General features: G+C 57.3%; 21 protein-coding genes and 1 rRNA gene. 20 read left to right on the forward strand and 2 right to left on the reverse strand.

Going from position 1 to position 14,805, the window contains the following annotated elements; translation table 11 throughout:
- The first annotated feature begins 61 nt into the window (after window positions 1–61).
- From H582_RS0108595 to H582_RS0108670, 17 genes are all read left to right on the forward strand, one after another.
- Complete coding sequence (locus H582_RS0108595) at window positions 62–715, forward strand: adenylate kinase (RefSeq protein WP_028598216.1); 654 nt, start codon at window positions 62–64, stop codon at window positions 713–715.
- On the forward strand, window positions 712–1,470 hold the full coding sequence (map, locus tag H582_RS0108600; protein ID WP_028598217.1) for a type I methionyl aminopeptidase: 759 nt from the start codon (window positions 712–714) through the stop codon (window positions 1,468–1,470). Before H582_RS0108595 ends, map begins: the two co-directional genes overlap by 4 nt.
- Before the next feature lie 4 nt (window positions 1,471–1,474).
- A complete protein-coding gene (locus H582_RS0108605; RefSeq protein ID WP_028598218.1) occupies window positions 1,475–1,780 on the forward strand; it encodes a KOW domain-containing RNA-binding protein in 306 nt (101 codons plus the stop codon).
- Window positions 1,758–1,973, forward strand: a complete 216-nt coding sequence (infA, locus tag H582_RS0108610; RefSeq protein ID WP_015847200.1) for a translation initiation factor IF-1 — start codon at window positions 1,758–1,760, stop codon at window positions 1,971–1,973. The genes H582_RS0108605 and infA overlap by 23 nt, the downstream gene beginning before the upstream one ends.
- Window positions 1,974–2,014: 41 nt before the next feature.
- Window positions 2,015–2,128 carry a 50S ribosomal protein L36 gene (gene rpmJ / locus H582_RS30850; protein ID WP_021296640.1) on the forward strand — a complete coding sequence of 38 codons (114 nt, stop codon included), beginning with the start codon at window positions 2,015–2,017 and terminating at the stop codon, window positions 2,126–2,128.
- 18 nt (window positions 2,129–2,146) lie between these two features.
- Complete coding sequence (rpsM, locus tag H582_RS0108615; protein WP_028598219.1) at window positions 2,147–2,515, forward strand: 30S ribosomal protein S13; 369 nt, start codon at window positions 2,147–2,149, stop codon at window positions 2,513–2,515.
- A gap of 19 nt (window positions 2,516–2,534) precedes the next feature.
- On the forward strand, window positions 2,535–2,930 hold the full coding sequence (rpsK, locus tag H582_RS0108620; protein ID WP_028598220.1) for a 30S ribosomal protein S11: 396 nt from the start codon (window positions 2,535–2,537) through the stop codon (window positions 2,928–2,930).
- A gap of 129 nt (window positions 2,931–3,059) precedes the next feature.
- Window positions 3,060–4,004, forward strand: a complete 945-nt coding sequence (locus H582_RS0108625; protein ID WP_028598221.1) for a DNA-directed RNA polymerase subunit alpha — start codon at window positions 3,060–3,062, stop codon at window positions 4,002–4,004.
- 19 nt (window positions 4,005–4,023) lie between these two features.
- Window positions 4,024–4,389 carry a 50S ribosomal protein L17 gene (gene rplQ, locus H582_RS0108630; protein WP_028598222.1) on the forward strand — a complete coding sequence of 122 codons (366 nt, stop codon included), beginning with the start codon at window positions 4,024–4,026 and terminating at the stop codon, window positions 4,387–4,389.
- Between the two features lie 126 nt (window positions 4,390–4,515).
- Complete coding sequence (gene truA, locus H582_RS0108635; RefSeq protein ID WP_028598223.1) at window positions 4,516–5,271, forward strand: tRNA pseudouridine(38-40) synthase TruA; 756 nt, start codon at window positions 4,516–4,518, stop codon at window positions 5,269–5,271.
- 190 nt (window positions 5,272–5,461) lie between these two features.
- Window positions 5,462–5,899, forward strand: coding sequence for a 50S ribosomal protein L13 (rplM, locus tag H582_RS0108640; RefSeq protein ID WP_028598224.1), 438 nt, complete (start codon window positions 5,462–5,464; stop codon window positions 5,897–5,899).
- Between the two features lie 18 nt (window positions 5,900–5,917).
- A complete protein-coding gene (gene rpsI, locus H582_RS0108645) occupies window positions 5,918–6,310 on the forward strand; it encodes a 30S ribosomal protein S9 (protein ID WP_028598225.1) in 393 nt (130 codons plus the stop codon).
- Window positions 6,311–6,444: 134 nt separating this feature from the next.
- Window positions 6,445–7,422, forward strand: a complete 978-nt coding sequence (locus H582_RS0108650) for a nucleoside hydrolase (protein WP_028598226.1) — start codon at window positions 6,445–6,447, stop codon at window positions 7,420–7,422.
- Window positions 7,423–7,574: 152 nt separating this feature from the next.
- The gene (locus H582_RS0108655; RefSeq protein ID WP_028598227.1) at window positions 7,575–8,267 is read left to right on the forward strand and encodes a phosphoadenylyl-sulfate reductase; all 693 of its coding nucleotides are present in this window, start codon (window positions 7,575–7,577) and stop codon (window positions 8,265–8,267) included.
- 23 nt (window positions 8,268–8,290) lie between these two features.
- On the forward strand, window positions 8,291–9,460 hold the full coding sequence (gene sat / locus H582_RS0108660; protein WP_028598228.1) for a sulfate adenylyltransferase: 1,170 nt from the start codon (window positions 8,291–8,293) through the stop codon (window positions 9,458–9,460).
- 116 nt (window positions 9,461–9,576) lie between these two features.
- Window positions 9,577–10,404 (forward strand): N-acetylmuramoyl-L-alanine amidase CwlD, encoded by an 828-nt coding sequence (gene cwlD, locus H582_RS26675; protein ID WP_052333084.1) that lies wholly within the window; start codon window positions 9,577–9,579, stop codon window positions 10,402–10,404.
- A 105-nt stretch (window positions 10,405–10,509) separates the two neighbouring features.
- Complete coding sequence (locus H582_RS0108670) at window positions 10,510–11,625, forward strand: Mrp/NBP35 family ATP-binding protein (protein WP_028598229.1); 1,116 nt, start codon at window positions 10,510–10,512, stop codon at window positions 11,623–11,625.
- Between the two features lie 75 nt (window positions 11,626–11,700).
- Here H582_RS0108670 and gerD read toward each other — a convergent pair whose 3' ends face one another.
- The gene (gerD, locus tag H582_RS0108675) at window positions 11,701–12,408 is read right to left on the reverse strand and encodes a spore germination lipoprotein GerD (RefSeq protein ID WP_028598230.1); all 708 of its coding nucleotides are present in this window, start codon (window positions 12,406–12,408) and stop codon (window positions 11,701–11,703) included.
- A gap of 174 nt (window positions 12,409–12,582) precedes the next feature.
- Between gerD and H582_RS0108680 the strand changes: the two genes are divergently transcribed.
- Complete coding sequence (locus H582_RS0108680) at window positions 12,583–13,224, forward strand: KinB-signaling pathway activation protein (RefSeq protein ID WP_028598231.1); 642 nt, start codon at window positions 12,583–12,585, stop codon at window positions 13,222–13,224.
- 10 nt (window positions 13,225–13,234) lie between these two features.
- Here the strand turns inward: H582_RS0108680 and pdaB are convergent, their stop codons facing one another.
- Complete coding sequence (gene pdaB, locus H582_RS0108685; protein WP_028598232.1) at window positions 13,235–14,038, reverse strand: polysaccharide deacetylase family sporulation protein PdaB; 804 nt, start codon at window positions 14,036–14,038, stop codon at window positions 13,235–13,237.
- A gap of 192 nt (window positions 14,039–14,230) precedes the next feature.
- Here pdaB and H582_RS0108690 point away from each other — a divergent pair, with 192 nt between their 5' ends.
- Together H582_RS0108690 and H582_RS0108695 are read left to right on the forward strand one after the other, a co-directional pair.
- Window positions 14,231–14,455: a hypothetical protein gene (locus H582_RS0108690; RefSeq protein WP_028598233.1), complete on the forward strand. Its 225-nt coding sequence runs from the start codon at window positions 14,231–14,233 to the stop codon at window positions 14,453–14,455.
- Between the two features lie 280 nt (window positions 14,456–14,735).
- Window positions 14,736–14,805: ribosomal RNA gene (locus H582_RS0108695) — 16S ribosomal RNA — on the forward strand; the annotation flags it as partial.

The following is a 14,805-nucleotide window of genomic DNA, read 5'->3' on the forward strand; positions in this document are numbered from 1 at the left end:
CCACTTGGGGAGCTGCAGGTCAGCCCGCGCGTGCCTATAGTGCCAAAGCGAGGACGACAGGATGAACATTCTTTTCATGGGCCCTCCGGGAGCCGGCAAGGGTACCCAGGCCGAGAGAATCGTCGAACAGTTCAACGTTCCTCACATCTCCACCGGAGACGCATTCCGGCTGGCGATGAAGCAGGGCACGCCGCTTGGTCAGAAAGCGAAGGAATTCGTCGATCAAGGACTGCTTGTTCCGGATGAAATTACGAATGGCATCGTACGCGAGCGACTGCTGCTTGCCGACTGCGAGAAGGGCTTCCTGCTGGATGGCTTTCCGCGGACGCTTCAGCAAGCCGAAACGCTTGATGTCATGCTGGCCGAAATGGGCCGCAGCATCGATCATGTCGTCAATCTTCATGTCGATCGCGGACTTCTGCTCGCCCGGCTCACCGGACGCCGCATCTGCAAAACCTGCGGCGCTACCTATCATGTGATGTTCAATCCTCCGAAGGTGGAAGGCATCTGTGACAAGGATGGCGGAGAGCTGTACCAGCGCTCGGATGACACGGAAGAAAAGGTCGGCACCCGCTTGGACGAATACATCTCCAAGACGGCCCCGCTTCTGGAATACTACAGCGGCAAAGGTCTGCTGCGTGAAGTGAACGGAGAGCAGGAAATCGATCAAGTCACCGCCGACATCGCCGGTCGTCTGCGGGGTTCGAACGAATGATAATTTGCAAGTCTGAAGCCGAACTGCGATTCATGAGAGAAGCGGGACGCATCGTGGCCGAAACGCATCGCCTGATGGCGGACGCGGTACGGGCCGGGGTTACGACCCGTGAGCTGGATGACATCGCCGATCGCTACATTCGCAGTCAGGACGCAATTCCATCTTTTAAAGGCTACAATCAGTTTCCTGGCAGCATTTGCGCTTCTGTAAACGAAGAACTGGTGCACGGCATTCCGGGCAGCCGCAAGCTCAAGGACGGAGATATCATCACGCTGGATATCGGCGCCCAGTTTGAGGGCTACCACGGAGATTCGGCTTGGACCTATCCGGTAGGCGACGTCACGGAAGAAGTTCGACGTCTGCTGGAAGTGACCGAACGATCGCTGTACGCCGGGCTTGAGCTGGTCAAACCGGATGTTCGGCTGTATACGGTCTCGCACGCCATTCAAAAAGTGGTGGAGGATGCGGGCTTTTCCATTGTACGCGAGTATGTCGGGCACGGAATTGGAAAGGATCTTCATGAAGAGCCGCAAATTCCGAACTACGGCATTCCGGATCGCGGACCCCGGCTGAAGCCTGGAATGGTGCTGGCCATCGAGCCGATGGTGAACATCGGGGAGCGCTACGTCCAGACCTTGTCGGACAATTGGACGGTTGTAACGGTTGACGGCTCCTGGTGCGCTCATTACGAGCACACGGTAGCGGTCACGGAGAACGGTTGCGAGATTTTGACGAAGCTGCCGGAGGCGAAGTAGGGTCTTGGATCCGCTTGCTCAGATCGGACGCCTGGTCAAAGTGCTTCGAGGCAAGGACGAGGGCAGCCATGCGGTCATCATCGGCGTCTTGGACGAGAAATTCGTCCTGATCGCGGATGGAGACGGGCGTCGCTTCGACTCGCCGAAGAAGAAGAACATGCAGCATCTTCAGTTACTTCCGGCTCTCAGCAGCGAAGTTTCGGACAGCATGTCCGAGACGGGCCGGGTGACCAACGCCAAGCTAAGATTCGCCATACAGAAGTACACAAGCCGAAAGGAGAATGAGGATGGCCAAGGAAGACGTCATTGAAGTCGAAGGTACGGTAATCGAGCCGTTGCCAAATGCCATGTTCAAGGTTGAACTGGAGAACGGCCACCAGATTCTCGCTCATGTATCCGGCAAGCTCAGAATGCACTTTATCCGTATTCTGACCGGAGACAAAGTGGTTATCCAGTTGTCGCCTTACGATCTGTCCAGAGGACGCATCACCTATCGGAAGTAGGCCTCGTGCCTGCAGAGGAAGGATTCGGGAGGTAATTCACAATGAAGGTCAGACCTTCGGTTAAGCCGATCTGCGAAAAATGCAAAGTCATTCGCCGCAAAGGCAACGTTATGGTCATCTGCGAAAATCCGAAGCACAAACAAAGACAAGGTTAAGAAGGGAGGAAACGATTCATGGCACGTATTGCTGGTGTAGACTTGCCGCGCGACAAGCGCGTTGAAATCGCGCTCCAATACATCTTCGGTATTGGCAAGACGACGGCTCAGAAAATTCTGGCCGAAACGGGCGTCAGCGCTGCGACTCGCGTACGCGACCTCACGGAAGACGAAGTGAGCAAGCTGCGTGAAGTCATCGACAAATCCGTCAAAGTGGAAGGCGATCTCCGCCGCGAGATTTCCCTCAACATCAAGCGCCTCGTCGAAATCGGATGCTATCGCGGTATCCGTCACCGTCGCGGCCTGCCGGTTCGCGGACAACGCACGAAGACGAATGCGCGCACGCGCAAAGGTCCTCGTCGTACGGTAGCGAACAAGAAGAAATAACAAGGGGGGATAACGAACAATGGCTAAAGCTAAAAAAGTCGTACGTACGAAACGTCGCGATCGGAAAAACGTCGAGTCCGGCGTTGCCCACATCCGCTCGACGTTCAACAATACGATCGTTACGATCACGGATCCGCACGGCAATGCGATCTCCTGGGCGAGCTCCGGCAATCTTGGTTACAAGGGCTCCCGCAAAAGCACGCCTTTCGCCGCTCAAATGGCTGCCGAAGCCGCTGCGAAAGCCGCTATGGAGCATGGCATGAAAGCCGTCGAGGTTATGGTTAAAGGTCCGGGCGCAGGCCGCGAAGCCGCGATCCGTTCCCTTCAAGCCGCTGGCCTTGAAGTCAACCTGATCAAAGACGTAACGCCGGTTCCTCACAACGGCTGCCGTCCGCCGAAACGCCGTCGCGTATAGTTCGTCGAAGTCTGTGGTATCAAATTGCGACAACTTGTGAATAATGGTTGTGAAGGTTTGGCATACTACAAGATTTGACGCCATGGAACGTTATAGATACGGAGCGACGTTTTGAAGGAGGGTACACTAGTGATTGAGATCGAAAAGCCGAAAATCGAAACCGTAGAGCTGAGTGACGATGGAGCATATGGCCGATTTGTCGTCGAGCCTCTCGAACGGGGCTACGGGACGACTCTCGGAAACTCGCTTCGCCGCATTCTGCTCTCGTCGCTTCCCGGCGCGGCAGTGACGTCCGTTCAGATTGACGGAGTGCTTCACGAGTTTTCCACGGTTCCAGGAGTCATGGAAGACGTGACCGAAATGATCCTGAACCTGAAGGGCCTGTCGCTCAAAATCCATTCCGACGAAGAGAAGGTACTGGAAATTGACGCAGAAGGCGAAGGGAACGTTACCGCGGGCGACATCCGTGCGGACAGCGATGTCGAGATTCTCAGCCCTGATCTTCATATCGCAACCTTAGCTTCCGGCGCACGGCTCCATATGAGGATTTTCGCCAATCGCGGCCGCGGTTATGTGCAAGCCGACCGCAACAAACGCGAAGACCAGCCGATTGGCGTCATTCCTGTTGATTCGATCTACACGCCAATTACCCGTGTCAACTATAGCGTCGAAAACACTCGCGTCGGCCAAGTCACCAACTATGACAAGCTGACGCTTGAAGTGTGGACCGATGGCAGCATCCGTCCGGAAGAGGCCGTAAGCCTCGGCGCTAAGATCCTGACCGAGCATTTGGACTTGTTCGTCGGACTGACCGATGAAGCCAAAGACGCGGAAATTATGGTTGAGAAGGAAGAGGACAAAAAGGAAAAGGTTCTCGAGATGACGATCGAGGAGCTGGACCTGTCCGTTCGTTCCTACAACTGTCTCAAACGTGCAGGCATCAATACCGTGCAAGAGCTGACCATGAAAACCGAAGAAGACATGATGAAGGTCCGCAACCTGGGCCGCAAGTCTTTGGAGGAAGTTCAAGAGAAGCTCGAAGAACTCGGTTTGGGCCTCCGCACAGAAGAATAGCATCAAGGAGGGGAAATCGATGGCATACTCGAAACTGGGACGCGACGCAAGCGCTCGGAAAGCTCTGTTCCGTGACCTTGTGACCGACCTTTTCCTGTACGAGCGCATTCAAACGACGGAGGCGAAAGCCAAAGAAGTGCGTTCGATCGCAGAGAAACTCATTACGAAGGCAAAGCGCGGAGATCTCCACGCTCGTCGTCAAGTGGCCGCTTACGTGCGCCGCGAGACGATCGACGGAGAGCAGGACGCGATCCAAAAGCTGTTTGGCGAACTGGCGGGCCGTTACACGGAGCGCGCAGGCGGTTACACCCGGATCCTCAAGCTGGGACCTCGTCGCGGCGACTCTGCGCCTATGGTCTACCTGGAACTGGTTGACCGCGCTTAATCCAGCGACTGCCGCCCGCGGGCAGCAGGCAAAAGGTGGACCGATGAGGCCACCTTTTTTCTTTTGTCCATAATCGGGTTCATGGACAAGCTCAAGGAGTAGATTGCAGCAAGGAGAGAATGCGGCTTGCGAAACATTCGGATGAAGATCGCCTACGATGGAACTCGCTACAACGGATTCCAGACGCAGCCGGGAGGCAACACGATCCAGGACATCATCGAGTCGGCGATCGAGACGCTCACCGGAACCCGGACGAGGATCATCGGATCCGGAAGGACGGATGCGCGCGTGCATGCGGAGGGCCAAGTTTTCAATTTCCATACCGACTCCCGAATCGCGGTCGAACGGTGGGCGCTTGCGCTCAACAGCCGTCTGCCCGAAGATATTCGGGTCGTGGAGTCGGCGGCGGAAGTTCCCGATGCTTTTCATTCCCGGTTCTCGGCCAAGCGCAAGACGTACCGCTACTCGATCTGCACGGGAAAGTTCCACGACGTGTTTCGCCGGAACTTCGAATTCCATCATCCTTCCCCCAAGCTGGATGTCGCTGCGATGCGCGAGGCTCTCCGTCATTTGCAAGGCGAGCATGACTTCACCTCGTTCACGACCAATCATGCCGACGAGAAGTCTCACGTGAGGACGATATACAGCGCTGTGCTGAAGGAAGAGGAAAAGCGGCTGGAGCTTTATTTGACGGGCAACGGCTTCCTTTACAATATGGTGCGGATCATAGCCGGCACGCTCATCCATGTCGGACAAGGCAAGATTGCCCCGGCTGCGATTCCAGGCATGCTGCAGGGACGGAATCGTCTGCTGGCGGGACCGACTGCGGTCGCTCACGGACTGACGTTGATCAATGTCGAATATGGCGATGCGGAGAAGTAAAAATCCTTGCGCTGGGCTCTCCTTTATTGTAATATATAACTTGTGCTTTCTTATTGGCTCTCCCACAGCCCCGCATAAGAATTGCACCTACATCCATGAAATAGGCAAGACAAGCAGCATCCAACATGACTACGAACTGTAACCGAAGATTGACCATAAACGAAAGCCAACCATTGAAGGAGGATCTCCCATGCGCACCACTTATATGGCGAAGACGAACGAAGTCCAACGCAACTGGCACGTCGTCGACGCATCCGGCCAAACGCTCGGCCGTCTGGCCAGCGAAGTCGCCAGCCTGATCCGCGGCAAGCACAAGCCTCAATTCACGCCTCACGTTGACACGGGCGATTTCGTCGTCGTCATCAACGCAGAGAAGATCGTCCTGACGGGCAACAAATGGAATGACAAGAACTACTACCGTCACTCCATGCATCCGGGCGGCCTGAAAGTTACGCCTGCCAAAGATCAGCTGAAAAAGAAGCCGGAATCCCTTGTGGAATATGCGGTACACGGCATGCTGCCGAAAAACCGTCTGGGCGACAAAATGAAGCTGAAGCTGAAAGTATACGCTGGTTCGGAGCATCCGCACCAAGCTCAAAATCCGGTAGCTTACGAGCTGCGCGGTTAATCGAAGGAGGACCCTACAATGGCTCAAGTCCAATACTATGGCACTGGTCGTCGTAAACACTCCGTAGCACGCGTACGTCTCGTGCCGGGTGAAGGACGCATCATCATCAACAAGCGCGAGCTGGACGAGTACTTCGGTCTCGAAACGCTCAAGCTGATCGTGAAGCAACCGCTCGTTCTGACCGAAACTGTCGGCAAATACGACATCATCGTACTTGCGCATGGCGGAGGCACTTCCGGCCAAGCTGGCGCGATTCGTCACGGCATCTCCCGCGCTCTGCTGAAGGCAGATCCGGAGTTCCGTCCATCTCTGAAGCGCGCTGGTTTCCTGACGCGCGACCCACGTATGAAAGAACGGAAGAAATACGGCCTGAAAGCAGCTCGCCGTGCTCCTCAGTTCTCCAAACGTTAATCGAACGTACAGCCTTTCCCGATTCATCGGGAAAGGCTTTTTCTTTTTCGACAGGGTTTTATGGGCAGGCTATAATAAGACAGGATGCAGTCTTGTCCTTTTGCGAACGACCAACATCACGGGAGGTACATACGATGACAAAAGCTTTGCCGGTTTATTTCAACCATGACGGAGGCGTAGACGACCTCGTCTCGCTTTTTCTTTTGCTGCAGATGGAGCAAGTCGACCTGATCGGAGTGTCGGTCATTGATGCGGACTGTTATGTCGAGCCAGCCGTTTCCGCCAGTCGCAAGATCATCGACCGTTACGGGCGTGCCGAGCTCAAGGGACTTGAAGTGGCGCGCAGCAATTCGAGGGGGAAAAATCCGTTTCCGAAAGACTGGAGGATGCATGCGTTCTATGTCGACGCGCTGCCGCTGCTCAACGAGCGCTCCGATGTCGTGACGAAGGAAGCCGCCAAGCCGGCGCATCTGGATTTGATCGAAAAGGTGTCGAAGTGCCCGGAAAAGGCGACGCTGCTGTTCACCGGCCCGCTTACCGACCTGGCTCGCGCGCTGGACGCCGATCCTTCGATCGAAGCCAAGATCGAGAAGCTGTACTGGATGGGCGGAACGTTCCTCCCGGACGGGAACGTGCATGAACCGGAGCATGACGGAACGGCGGAGTGGAACGCGTTCTGGGATCCGGAGGCGGCCAAGCGGGTATGGGATAGCGGCATCAAGATCGAGATGGTCGCTCTGGAAAGCACGAACAAAGTTCCGCTGACAGTAGACACGCGCAAAGAGTGGGCGCAGCTGCGCCGATTCGAGGGCATCGATTTCCTCGGCCAATGCTACGCGACCGTTCCGCCGCTAGTGCATTTCGCGACCAATTCCACGTACTACCTGTGGGATGTGCTGACGACCGCCATCATCGGCAAGCCCGAGCTGGTCTCTTCTCATGAAGTGGCTTGCGATGTCCTGGCGGATGGTCCATCGCAGGGAAGGACCATCCCTTCCGAGGGCGGACGAATCGTAACTGTCGTCGACGATGTCGATCCGGAGGCCTTCTTCCGTTATTTGACCGATCTGGCTCGGGGCGCCGACCGTGACGGAGTGTATCGAATCGTATAAGGACGCCTTATCCAGAGGATAAAGAATCCTTATCTGACGCGGAAATTCGGCCATTTTGCCCTCAATTAAGCAATTGAACATTAGAGGTCTACCCCGTATAATTAAAACCATACGGACTTACTTGGTTTTAACATAGGGGAGGGGACCGGACATTGAACTTGCTGGAAAAAGAGGCGCTGATCGCCGAACAAGCCGTGAAGCTTGAAACCGCATCGCCGGAGGAGATCCTGAAATTTGCCGTCGAGACGTTTCCCAATATAACGTTTGCTTGCAGCTTTGGAGCGGAAGATGTCGTGCTGGTCGACATGCTGCACAAAGTAAGCCCGAAGACGGATGTTTTTTATCTCGATACGGATTACCACTTCAAGGAAACGTATGAAACGCGCGATCGCATGGAGCAGCGCTACGGGATCCGTTTCGTCCAGGTGAAGCCGGTGCTCACGCCGGAGGAGCAAGCGGCTCAGCATGGCGCGGAGCTGTGGAAGAGCGATCCGAACGCCTGCTGCAACATTCGCAAGGTCGAGCCGCTGACGCGCATCCTTTCGCAATACGAGGCGTGGATTACCGGCATTCGCCGTGACCAGGCTCCGACTCGCGCCAACGCGAAAAAGATCGAATACGACACGAAATTCGGCCTCGTCAAGTTCAATCCGATCGCCCATTGGACTTCGGACGATGTATGGGACTATATCCGCAGCAACGACATCATCTACAACCCGCTCCATGACCGCAACTTCCCGAGCATCGGCTGCGAGCAGTGCACGCGTCAGGTCGCGCCGGGCGAAGACCCGCGCGCGGGACGCTGGTCGGGCAGCGACAAAACCGAATGCGGCCTGCACAAGTGAGCCCAAGGGAGGATAACGGAATCATGTCTAGCATCAAGCCCCATGGCGGAGTACTCGTCAACCGGATCGCCGCCGGCGAGCAGCGGGAGCAGCTGCTCGTGGAAGCAAGTCAGCTCACAAGCCTGACGGTAGACAGCTGGACCGTCTCCGATCTGGATCTGATCGGCGTCGGAGCCTTTTCCCCGCTGGAGGGCTTCCTCACGGAGGCCGATTACCATTCAGTCGTCGAACGGATGCGGCTCGAAAGCGGCATCGTCTGGAGCATTCCAATTACGCTTCCGATCGACGAGCAGACGGCAGCCGAGCTGAAGATCGGCCAGCGGGTCGCGCTGAAGGGCGAGGATGGCGTCGTTTATGGCCTGCTCGACGTGGCAAGCATCTACACCGTCGATCAGCGCCGCGAAGCGGTGCAGGTGTTCAAGACGGACGATCTGGAGCATCCCGGCGTCAAAAAGCTGTTCTCCCGCTCCAGCACGTACGTGGGCGGTCCGATCACCGTCCTGAACCGTCCGCAGCCGGAGAAGTTCGGCGAGTTTTATTTCGATCCGAGCGATACCCGTCGCATCTTCGCCGAAAAAGGCTGGAAAACCGTCGTCGGCTTCCAAACCCGCAACCCGGTCCACCGCGCCCATGAATTCATTCAAAAATGCGCGATGGAGATCGTAGACGGCCTATTCCTGAACCCGCTCGTCGGAGAGACGAAGTCGGATGACGTGCCGGCCAACGTCCGTATGAAGAGCTATGTGGCGCTTCTGGAAAATTACTATCCGGAGAGCCGCACGTTCCTTGGCGTCTTTCCTGCAGCGATGCGCTATGCCGGGCCGCGCGAAGCGATCTTCCATGCGCTCGTGCGCAAGAATTACGGCTGCACGCATTTCATTGTCGGACGCGATCATGCGGGCGTAGGCGACTACTACGGCACGTACGAGGCGCAGGAGCTGCTCAAGACGTTCGCGGCCGAGGATCTCGACATTACGCCGCTTTATTTCGAGCACAGCTTCTTCTGCAGGAAATGCGGCAACATGGCGACCAGCAAAACGTGTCCGCATGACAAGTCGGAGCATGTCGCGCTGTCCGGCACCAAAGTCCGCGAGATGCTGCGCGCCGGCATTTGCCCGCCTCCGGAGTTCTCCCGGCCCGAGGTCGCGCAGATCCTGATCGAGGGCATGCAGGAGCAGCCGGCGCATTCCTAAGCGGCAGCGCCCCTGTTCGAGGCATGAAGCAGCACCCTGTCCCATATAGTGGATGATAGCGATAGGCTTGGATAAGCCTGAGCCGATCATCGACGCGGGATGGGGTGTTTTTTATTATGCAGGACGTTCGAGATAAAATAGGCCGGGAAGGAAGGCATGGACTGTATCCGACTCGTCGACGGCTCGTCGTCTGGATCAGCTCGCGCGGCTGGTCCCGAATCGGACTCGCCTCGCTGATGCTGCTTGTCCTCGGCGGACTGCTGCTGACGCAGCTGCCTTCGGCCAGCATCGGAACGACTTGGACGCTTCCGCTCAGCGGCAAGACGGTCGTGCTTGACGCCGGGCATGGCGGTCCTGACGGCGGGGCGGTCAGCAAGAGCGGGCTGATCGAAAAAGACCTCAATCTGGCGATCGCGCTTCAGCTGCGGGATTATTTGCAGCAAGCCGGCGCGATCGTCTATGTGACGAGGGAAGGGGATCAGGATCTGGCGGGAGCGGAGACCAAAGGATACAAAAGCCGCAAGACGGAAGATCTCGTCGCCAGAGCGCGCTTCGTGGAGGAGAAGAAGGCCGATCTCATGGTCAGCATCCACATGAACAGCATCCCCTCGCCCAGATGGTCCGGGGCGCAGACGTTCTATTATCCGAACCATGAGGGCAACCCGGCGCTTGCCTATCTGATCCAAGACGAGATCAGGCTCAATCTGGCCAATACGAATCGTTCCGCGGCCAAGGCGCCGAATACGGTTTATCTCCTCAAGGCGGTCAAGACGGCTCCAAGCGCTCTTGTCGAGGTCGGATTCCTTTCCCATCCCGGAGAAGCGGCGCGGCTGGCCGACGGCACGTACCAGCGGCAGGTCGCGGCCTCCATCTACAAGGGGATCCTGCGTTACAGCAGCGGCGAGCGTCCAGCCGGAACGACGGACAAGGCGGCGCGGCCGTAAGGAAAGCGGAGCTTCCGGTATGCTATACTAGGAGCATACCCATTCGAAGCGGCCGGCGCGAAAGTCCGCCGCTTCGATGCATGCCGGAAGGTGGAGACCGCAACTATGCTCACACGCGAACAAGTATTGGAAGCCGTGAATGCTGTCACGGCTCGCTTCGCGGACGGAACGACCGTCCGCGACATTATGGCCAAGGACCGTCAAGCTTCGCTGACGGTCCTCGTCCCGAGCGGCGCCGAGCGCGCGCCGCTGGAAGCCGCGCTGCGCGAAGCGCTCGCGCAGGCAGGGGCCGAGACCGCGCATCTGCGGTTCCGGCCCCTGGAAGCCCCGGCAGCGGCGGCGCAGCCTGCCGCCCCTGCCGGGGCCTCCCCTGGCGCGGCGCCGAGCGCTGCCGCCGCGCCAGGCGCTGCAGGCGCCGCCCCCGTGCGAGGCCACGGGGCGGGCCTGGAGGGCGTGCCGCTGCTCTCCGCGGAGAGCGGCACGGAATTCATCGCCATCGCCAGCGGCAAGGGCGGCGTCGGCAAATCGACCGTCACCGTCAACCTCGCGGTGGCGCTGGCCCGCAGGGGCAAGCGCGTCGGACTCGTCGACGCCGACATCTACGGCTTCAGCGTGCCTGACATGATGGGCATCGAGGAGCGGCCGGAAGTCGTCGACGGCCGCATTCAGCCGATCGAGCGCTTCGGCGTCAAGGTCATCTCGATGGGCTTTTTCGTCGAGGACAACAGCCCGATCGTATGGCGCGGGCCGATGCTCGGCCGCATGCTGCGCAACTTTTTCCAAGAAGTCGAGTGGGGAGAGCTGGATTACCTGCTGCTCGACCTGCCGCCGGGCACGGGCGACGTCGCTCTCGACGTGCATCAGATCCTCCCGCAGAGCAAGGAGATCATCGTGACGACTCCGCATGCGACAGCGGCGTTCGTCGCTGCCCGTGCCGGCGCGATGGCGCTGCACACGGAGCATGAGATTCTCGGCGTCGTGGAGAACATGTCGTATTACTTGAGCCCATCGACGGGCGAAAAGGAATATGTGTTCGGCAAAGGGGGAGGAGCCCGCCTCGCGGAAAACCTCCACACCGATTTGCTGGCGCAGATTCCGCTTGGCGCTCCGGACAACCATGTGTCGGAGCGGGACTTCTCCCCTTCCGTCTACAAAGCCGAAACCGAAACGGGACAGCTCTACCTGGAGCTGGCCGATCGGGTCATCGCCAGGACCTGGTAAGCCCGCCCGCCTATATCGTAAAAAAAGCAGTCCCCTCGGGTAGGGGACTGCTTTTGCATTCGAGCCCGCATGAGCCTACGTCGATGATTCTTCGCTGCTCTCCTCGCTGCCTTCCTCGCCGCCGCCCTCTTCTCCGCCGCTCCCGCCTTCCTGGCCGCTTCCCGAAGAGGACTTCGTATCGACCTTCTCCTCCGGCTTGACGCGCAGCTCTTCCTGAACCGCCTTTTTCAGCAGATCCAAAATCTCCACGCGGAAGAGCGGATTGGACATCGACTCCTGCATGATCGTCATGACCTGCTTGCGATACTGGCCGCTCATCAGCACCTCAAGGATCATCTTGTCCATTTCCGGCGTCTTCATGGCGGCAATGAGCTCTTTCTGATATGCCGGGTCCTTCATGAGCTCCTTATGGATATCCTTGTTCTGCTTGTTGACCGCCTTGGCGAATTCGCCGGCAAAGCGCGTATCGGTCATCATCGTCTTGATGACCTTGTCGTAGTCCGGCGACGTAATCGTCTCTTTCACCGCCATCCGCACGCTTTCGGCGTCCTGCATCGACAGCATCTTGATGCCGCTCTCGCTCGTGCCTGAGGCGCTCATCTGGCTTTCTTGAAGCGCTTTTTGCGCGTCCTCGGTTTTCAGGATGTCGATCACCATCGATTTCATGTCTTTATAGCTCAGCTGCTGCCCGCCTCCGCTTTGCGGTTCGGCGCCGCAGCCGGAGAGAAGGGTTGCGGACAAGGCAGCGAGTAAAATACCGTACAAGGCCCGTTTCACGTTCATGCGCTTGAGGCTCCTTTCCTTCGCTTGCCGGTCCGGGTGGAGCTTGGAGCCGGCGGGGATAGGTACAGTATGCGCGGAGGAGCGGGGGAATATCAGGGCCAAGCCTTAGCTTTTTCACCCGTTCATGGTAAGATAATGATCAGATCGAACTCGGTTTGGGAGGATGCAGCAACAATGACAATCCGCAAGTGGTTTTTCCTGTTCTGGACGACGATGGCTATCGGAGCGGGCGCCACGCTCGTCACCGGCCTTGCGATGCAGCTCATGGATCAGACGCTCCGAGCCTACGGCTGGTCGGGCGCAGGCTTCAATACCTTCAATATGGTGCTCGTCGGACTGCTGATCGGCGCGTTCAGCCAGATGGGCTTTTTCGCGTATCTGACCGTCAATTACATCGCCCTCAGCGTTTTCCGCAAATCCTATCTCTGGAGCGCTCTGCAAGCGTATACGACCGTGTTCGCGCTGGGATTCCTCGTTTATGTGCTGTACCAATCCCGCGAGCAGACCGGAATGGTGCTGTTCTGGGCGCTGCCGATCGTGCTGGCGGCCGTCGCCTGGGGCGTCGGCTACTGGAAGACCCGCTTGACCAACAACAAGGCATTCATCCCGACGCTGTTCCTCATGATCGTCGTGACCTCCATCGAAGCTTGGCCGAGCTTCCAAGGCGAGGGGGGAGAGGTCAGCGCGAGCGCCATCTGGTTTATGATGATCCCGTTAGCCGCATGCAATGCCTACCAGATCCTGACCTTGCAGCGGATCACGTCTTCCCCGGACAAAAAAGAAGCCGCCTCCGCGCGCGGCGCGAAAACGGCTTGAATCGAATTTCCTACATGTCGAAGCTGACGGGCTGAGGCTCCGTCGTGACGCCATTGTCCCGGACTTCCTTGCCGCTCGCCTCCGTCTGGCTGATCAGCTGGGAGACGCTGACGAACTCATAGCCCTGAGCGCGGAGCTGGTCGATGATGAGCGGGAGCGCCTCATGCGTCTGCTTGACCGAATCGCTGGCGTGCAGCAGCACGATGTCGCCGGGGTGAGCTCGCTTCATGACGCGGTCGACGATATTTTGCGTGCCGATGTTCATCCAGTCTTGGGAGTCGGTATCCCATTGAATCACTTTGTAGCCCATATTCTCCGATGCCTGAAGCACCCGCTTGTCGAAGTCTCCGTTCGGGAGACGGATGAGCTGCGGTGCTTTTCCCGTTTCCTGGGTCAAGATGGCGTGGGCCGTCTGCAGCTGAGCCTGCAGCTCCTCGTCCGTCAGCTTGCTGTAGTTGTCATGCTTGTTGCCGTGGCTGCCGATTTCGAAGCCGTTCTCCTGAATGGCCTTCACCAGCTGGGGATGGGTCTGCGCCCACGGGGCGGACAGGAAAAAGGTCGTATTTTTGACGCCCTTCTCCTTCAGGATGTTCAGGATCGGCTCGGCCCGCTTGTCGCCCCAGCTGATGTCGAAGGTGAGCGCGATCACCTTCTTTTCGGTCGGAACATTGTAGATGGCGGCCGGCTGATCATCCGCGAATACCGTGATGTGGTCCTTTTCCGTATAGATGACACCTGCGGCGAACACGACGGCTGCGAACAGGAAGAAGTACCGTCTGATCTTGCGGCCGTTGAATACATAGAACGAATTCATCTCGCGTCTTGTCTCCTCTCCTGGGAAGCTGGCATCGAGGCTTGGTCTAGTACAAGATATGCTCGGACCGTTCAGATATGCCGCTTTGGCCGCGGCAGAATCATGTAATAAAGTTTCCATTATTTGAGCATAACAGTAAGGCTGTACGGCAAGGCTCGGGATTTGAATCGATTGCGCCTAGGAGGACGGTTAATGCTCGGAATACTGTTCAACGAGAAAGAATGCAAAGAACTGGACTATGTTTTGCGCAAGGAACTGGATGAAATGCTGCTCGATCTGGGCGATTCGAGGCTGGACGGCGAGATCAAGCAGGCGATTACGAGGCGATACCGCATCGTCTTTCGGATGTTCGCCCGCATCGCCACTCCGCGGGAGCTTTCCCGGTATGCGCTCAGGGTCAAGCATAACCAGCAATAAGGCCGTTTGAGGCATGATGGATAAAAAGCGAAATAAAGGGTTGACGCCCTTGGACAGGCTGTGGTAAATTAATTCTCGCCCCTTCGAAAGGGACTTGAAAACGAAACACGGCAATGCGGTTCCAACAAGCTGTTTTAAAAAAACAACTTGCAAAAGAATGCAGAGCTGTGATAAAGTATGAAAGTCCTTGCTCGAAAGAGCGAAGGGAAAGAATTTGTTCTTTGAAAACTGAACAACGAGTGAAGCAAGTCAGCATCATAAATGAGCAAGTCGAACTACCTTTATGGAGAGTTTGATCCTGGCTCAGGACGAACGCTGGCGGCGTGCCTAATACATGCAAGTCGAGCGGA

Origin of the sequence: Paenibacillus pasadenensis DSM 19293 (assembly GCF_000422485.1) — a bacterium.
Lineage (GTDB): Bacteria > Bacillota > Bacilli > Paenibacillales > Paenibacillaceae > Paenibacillus_O > Paenibacillus_O pasadenensis.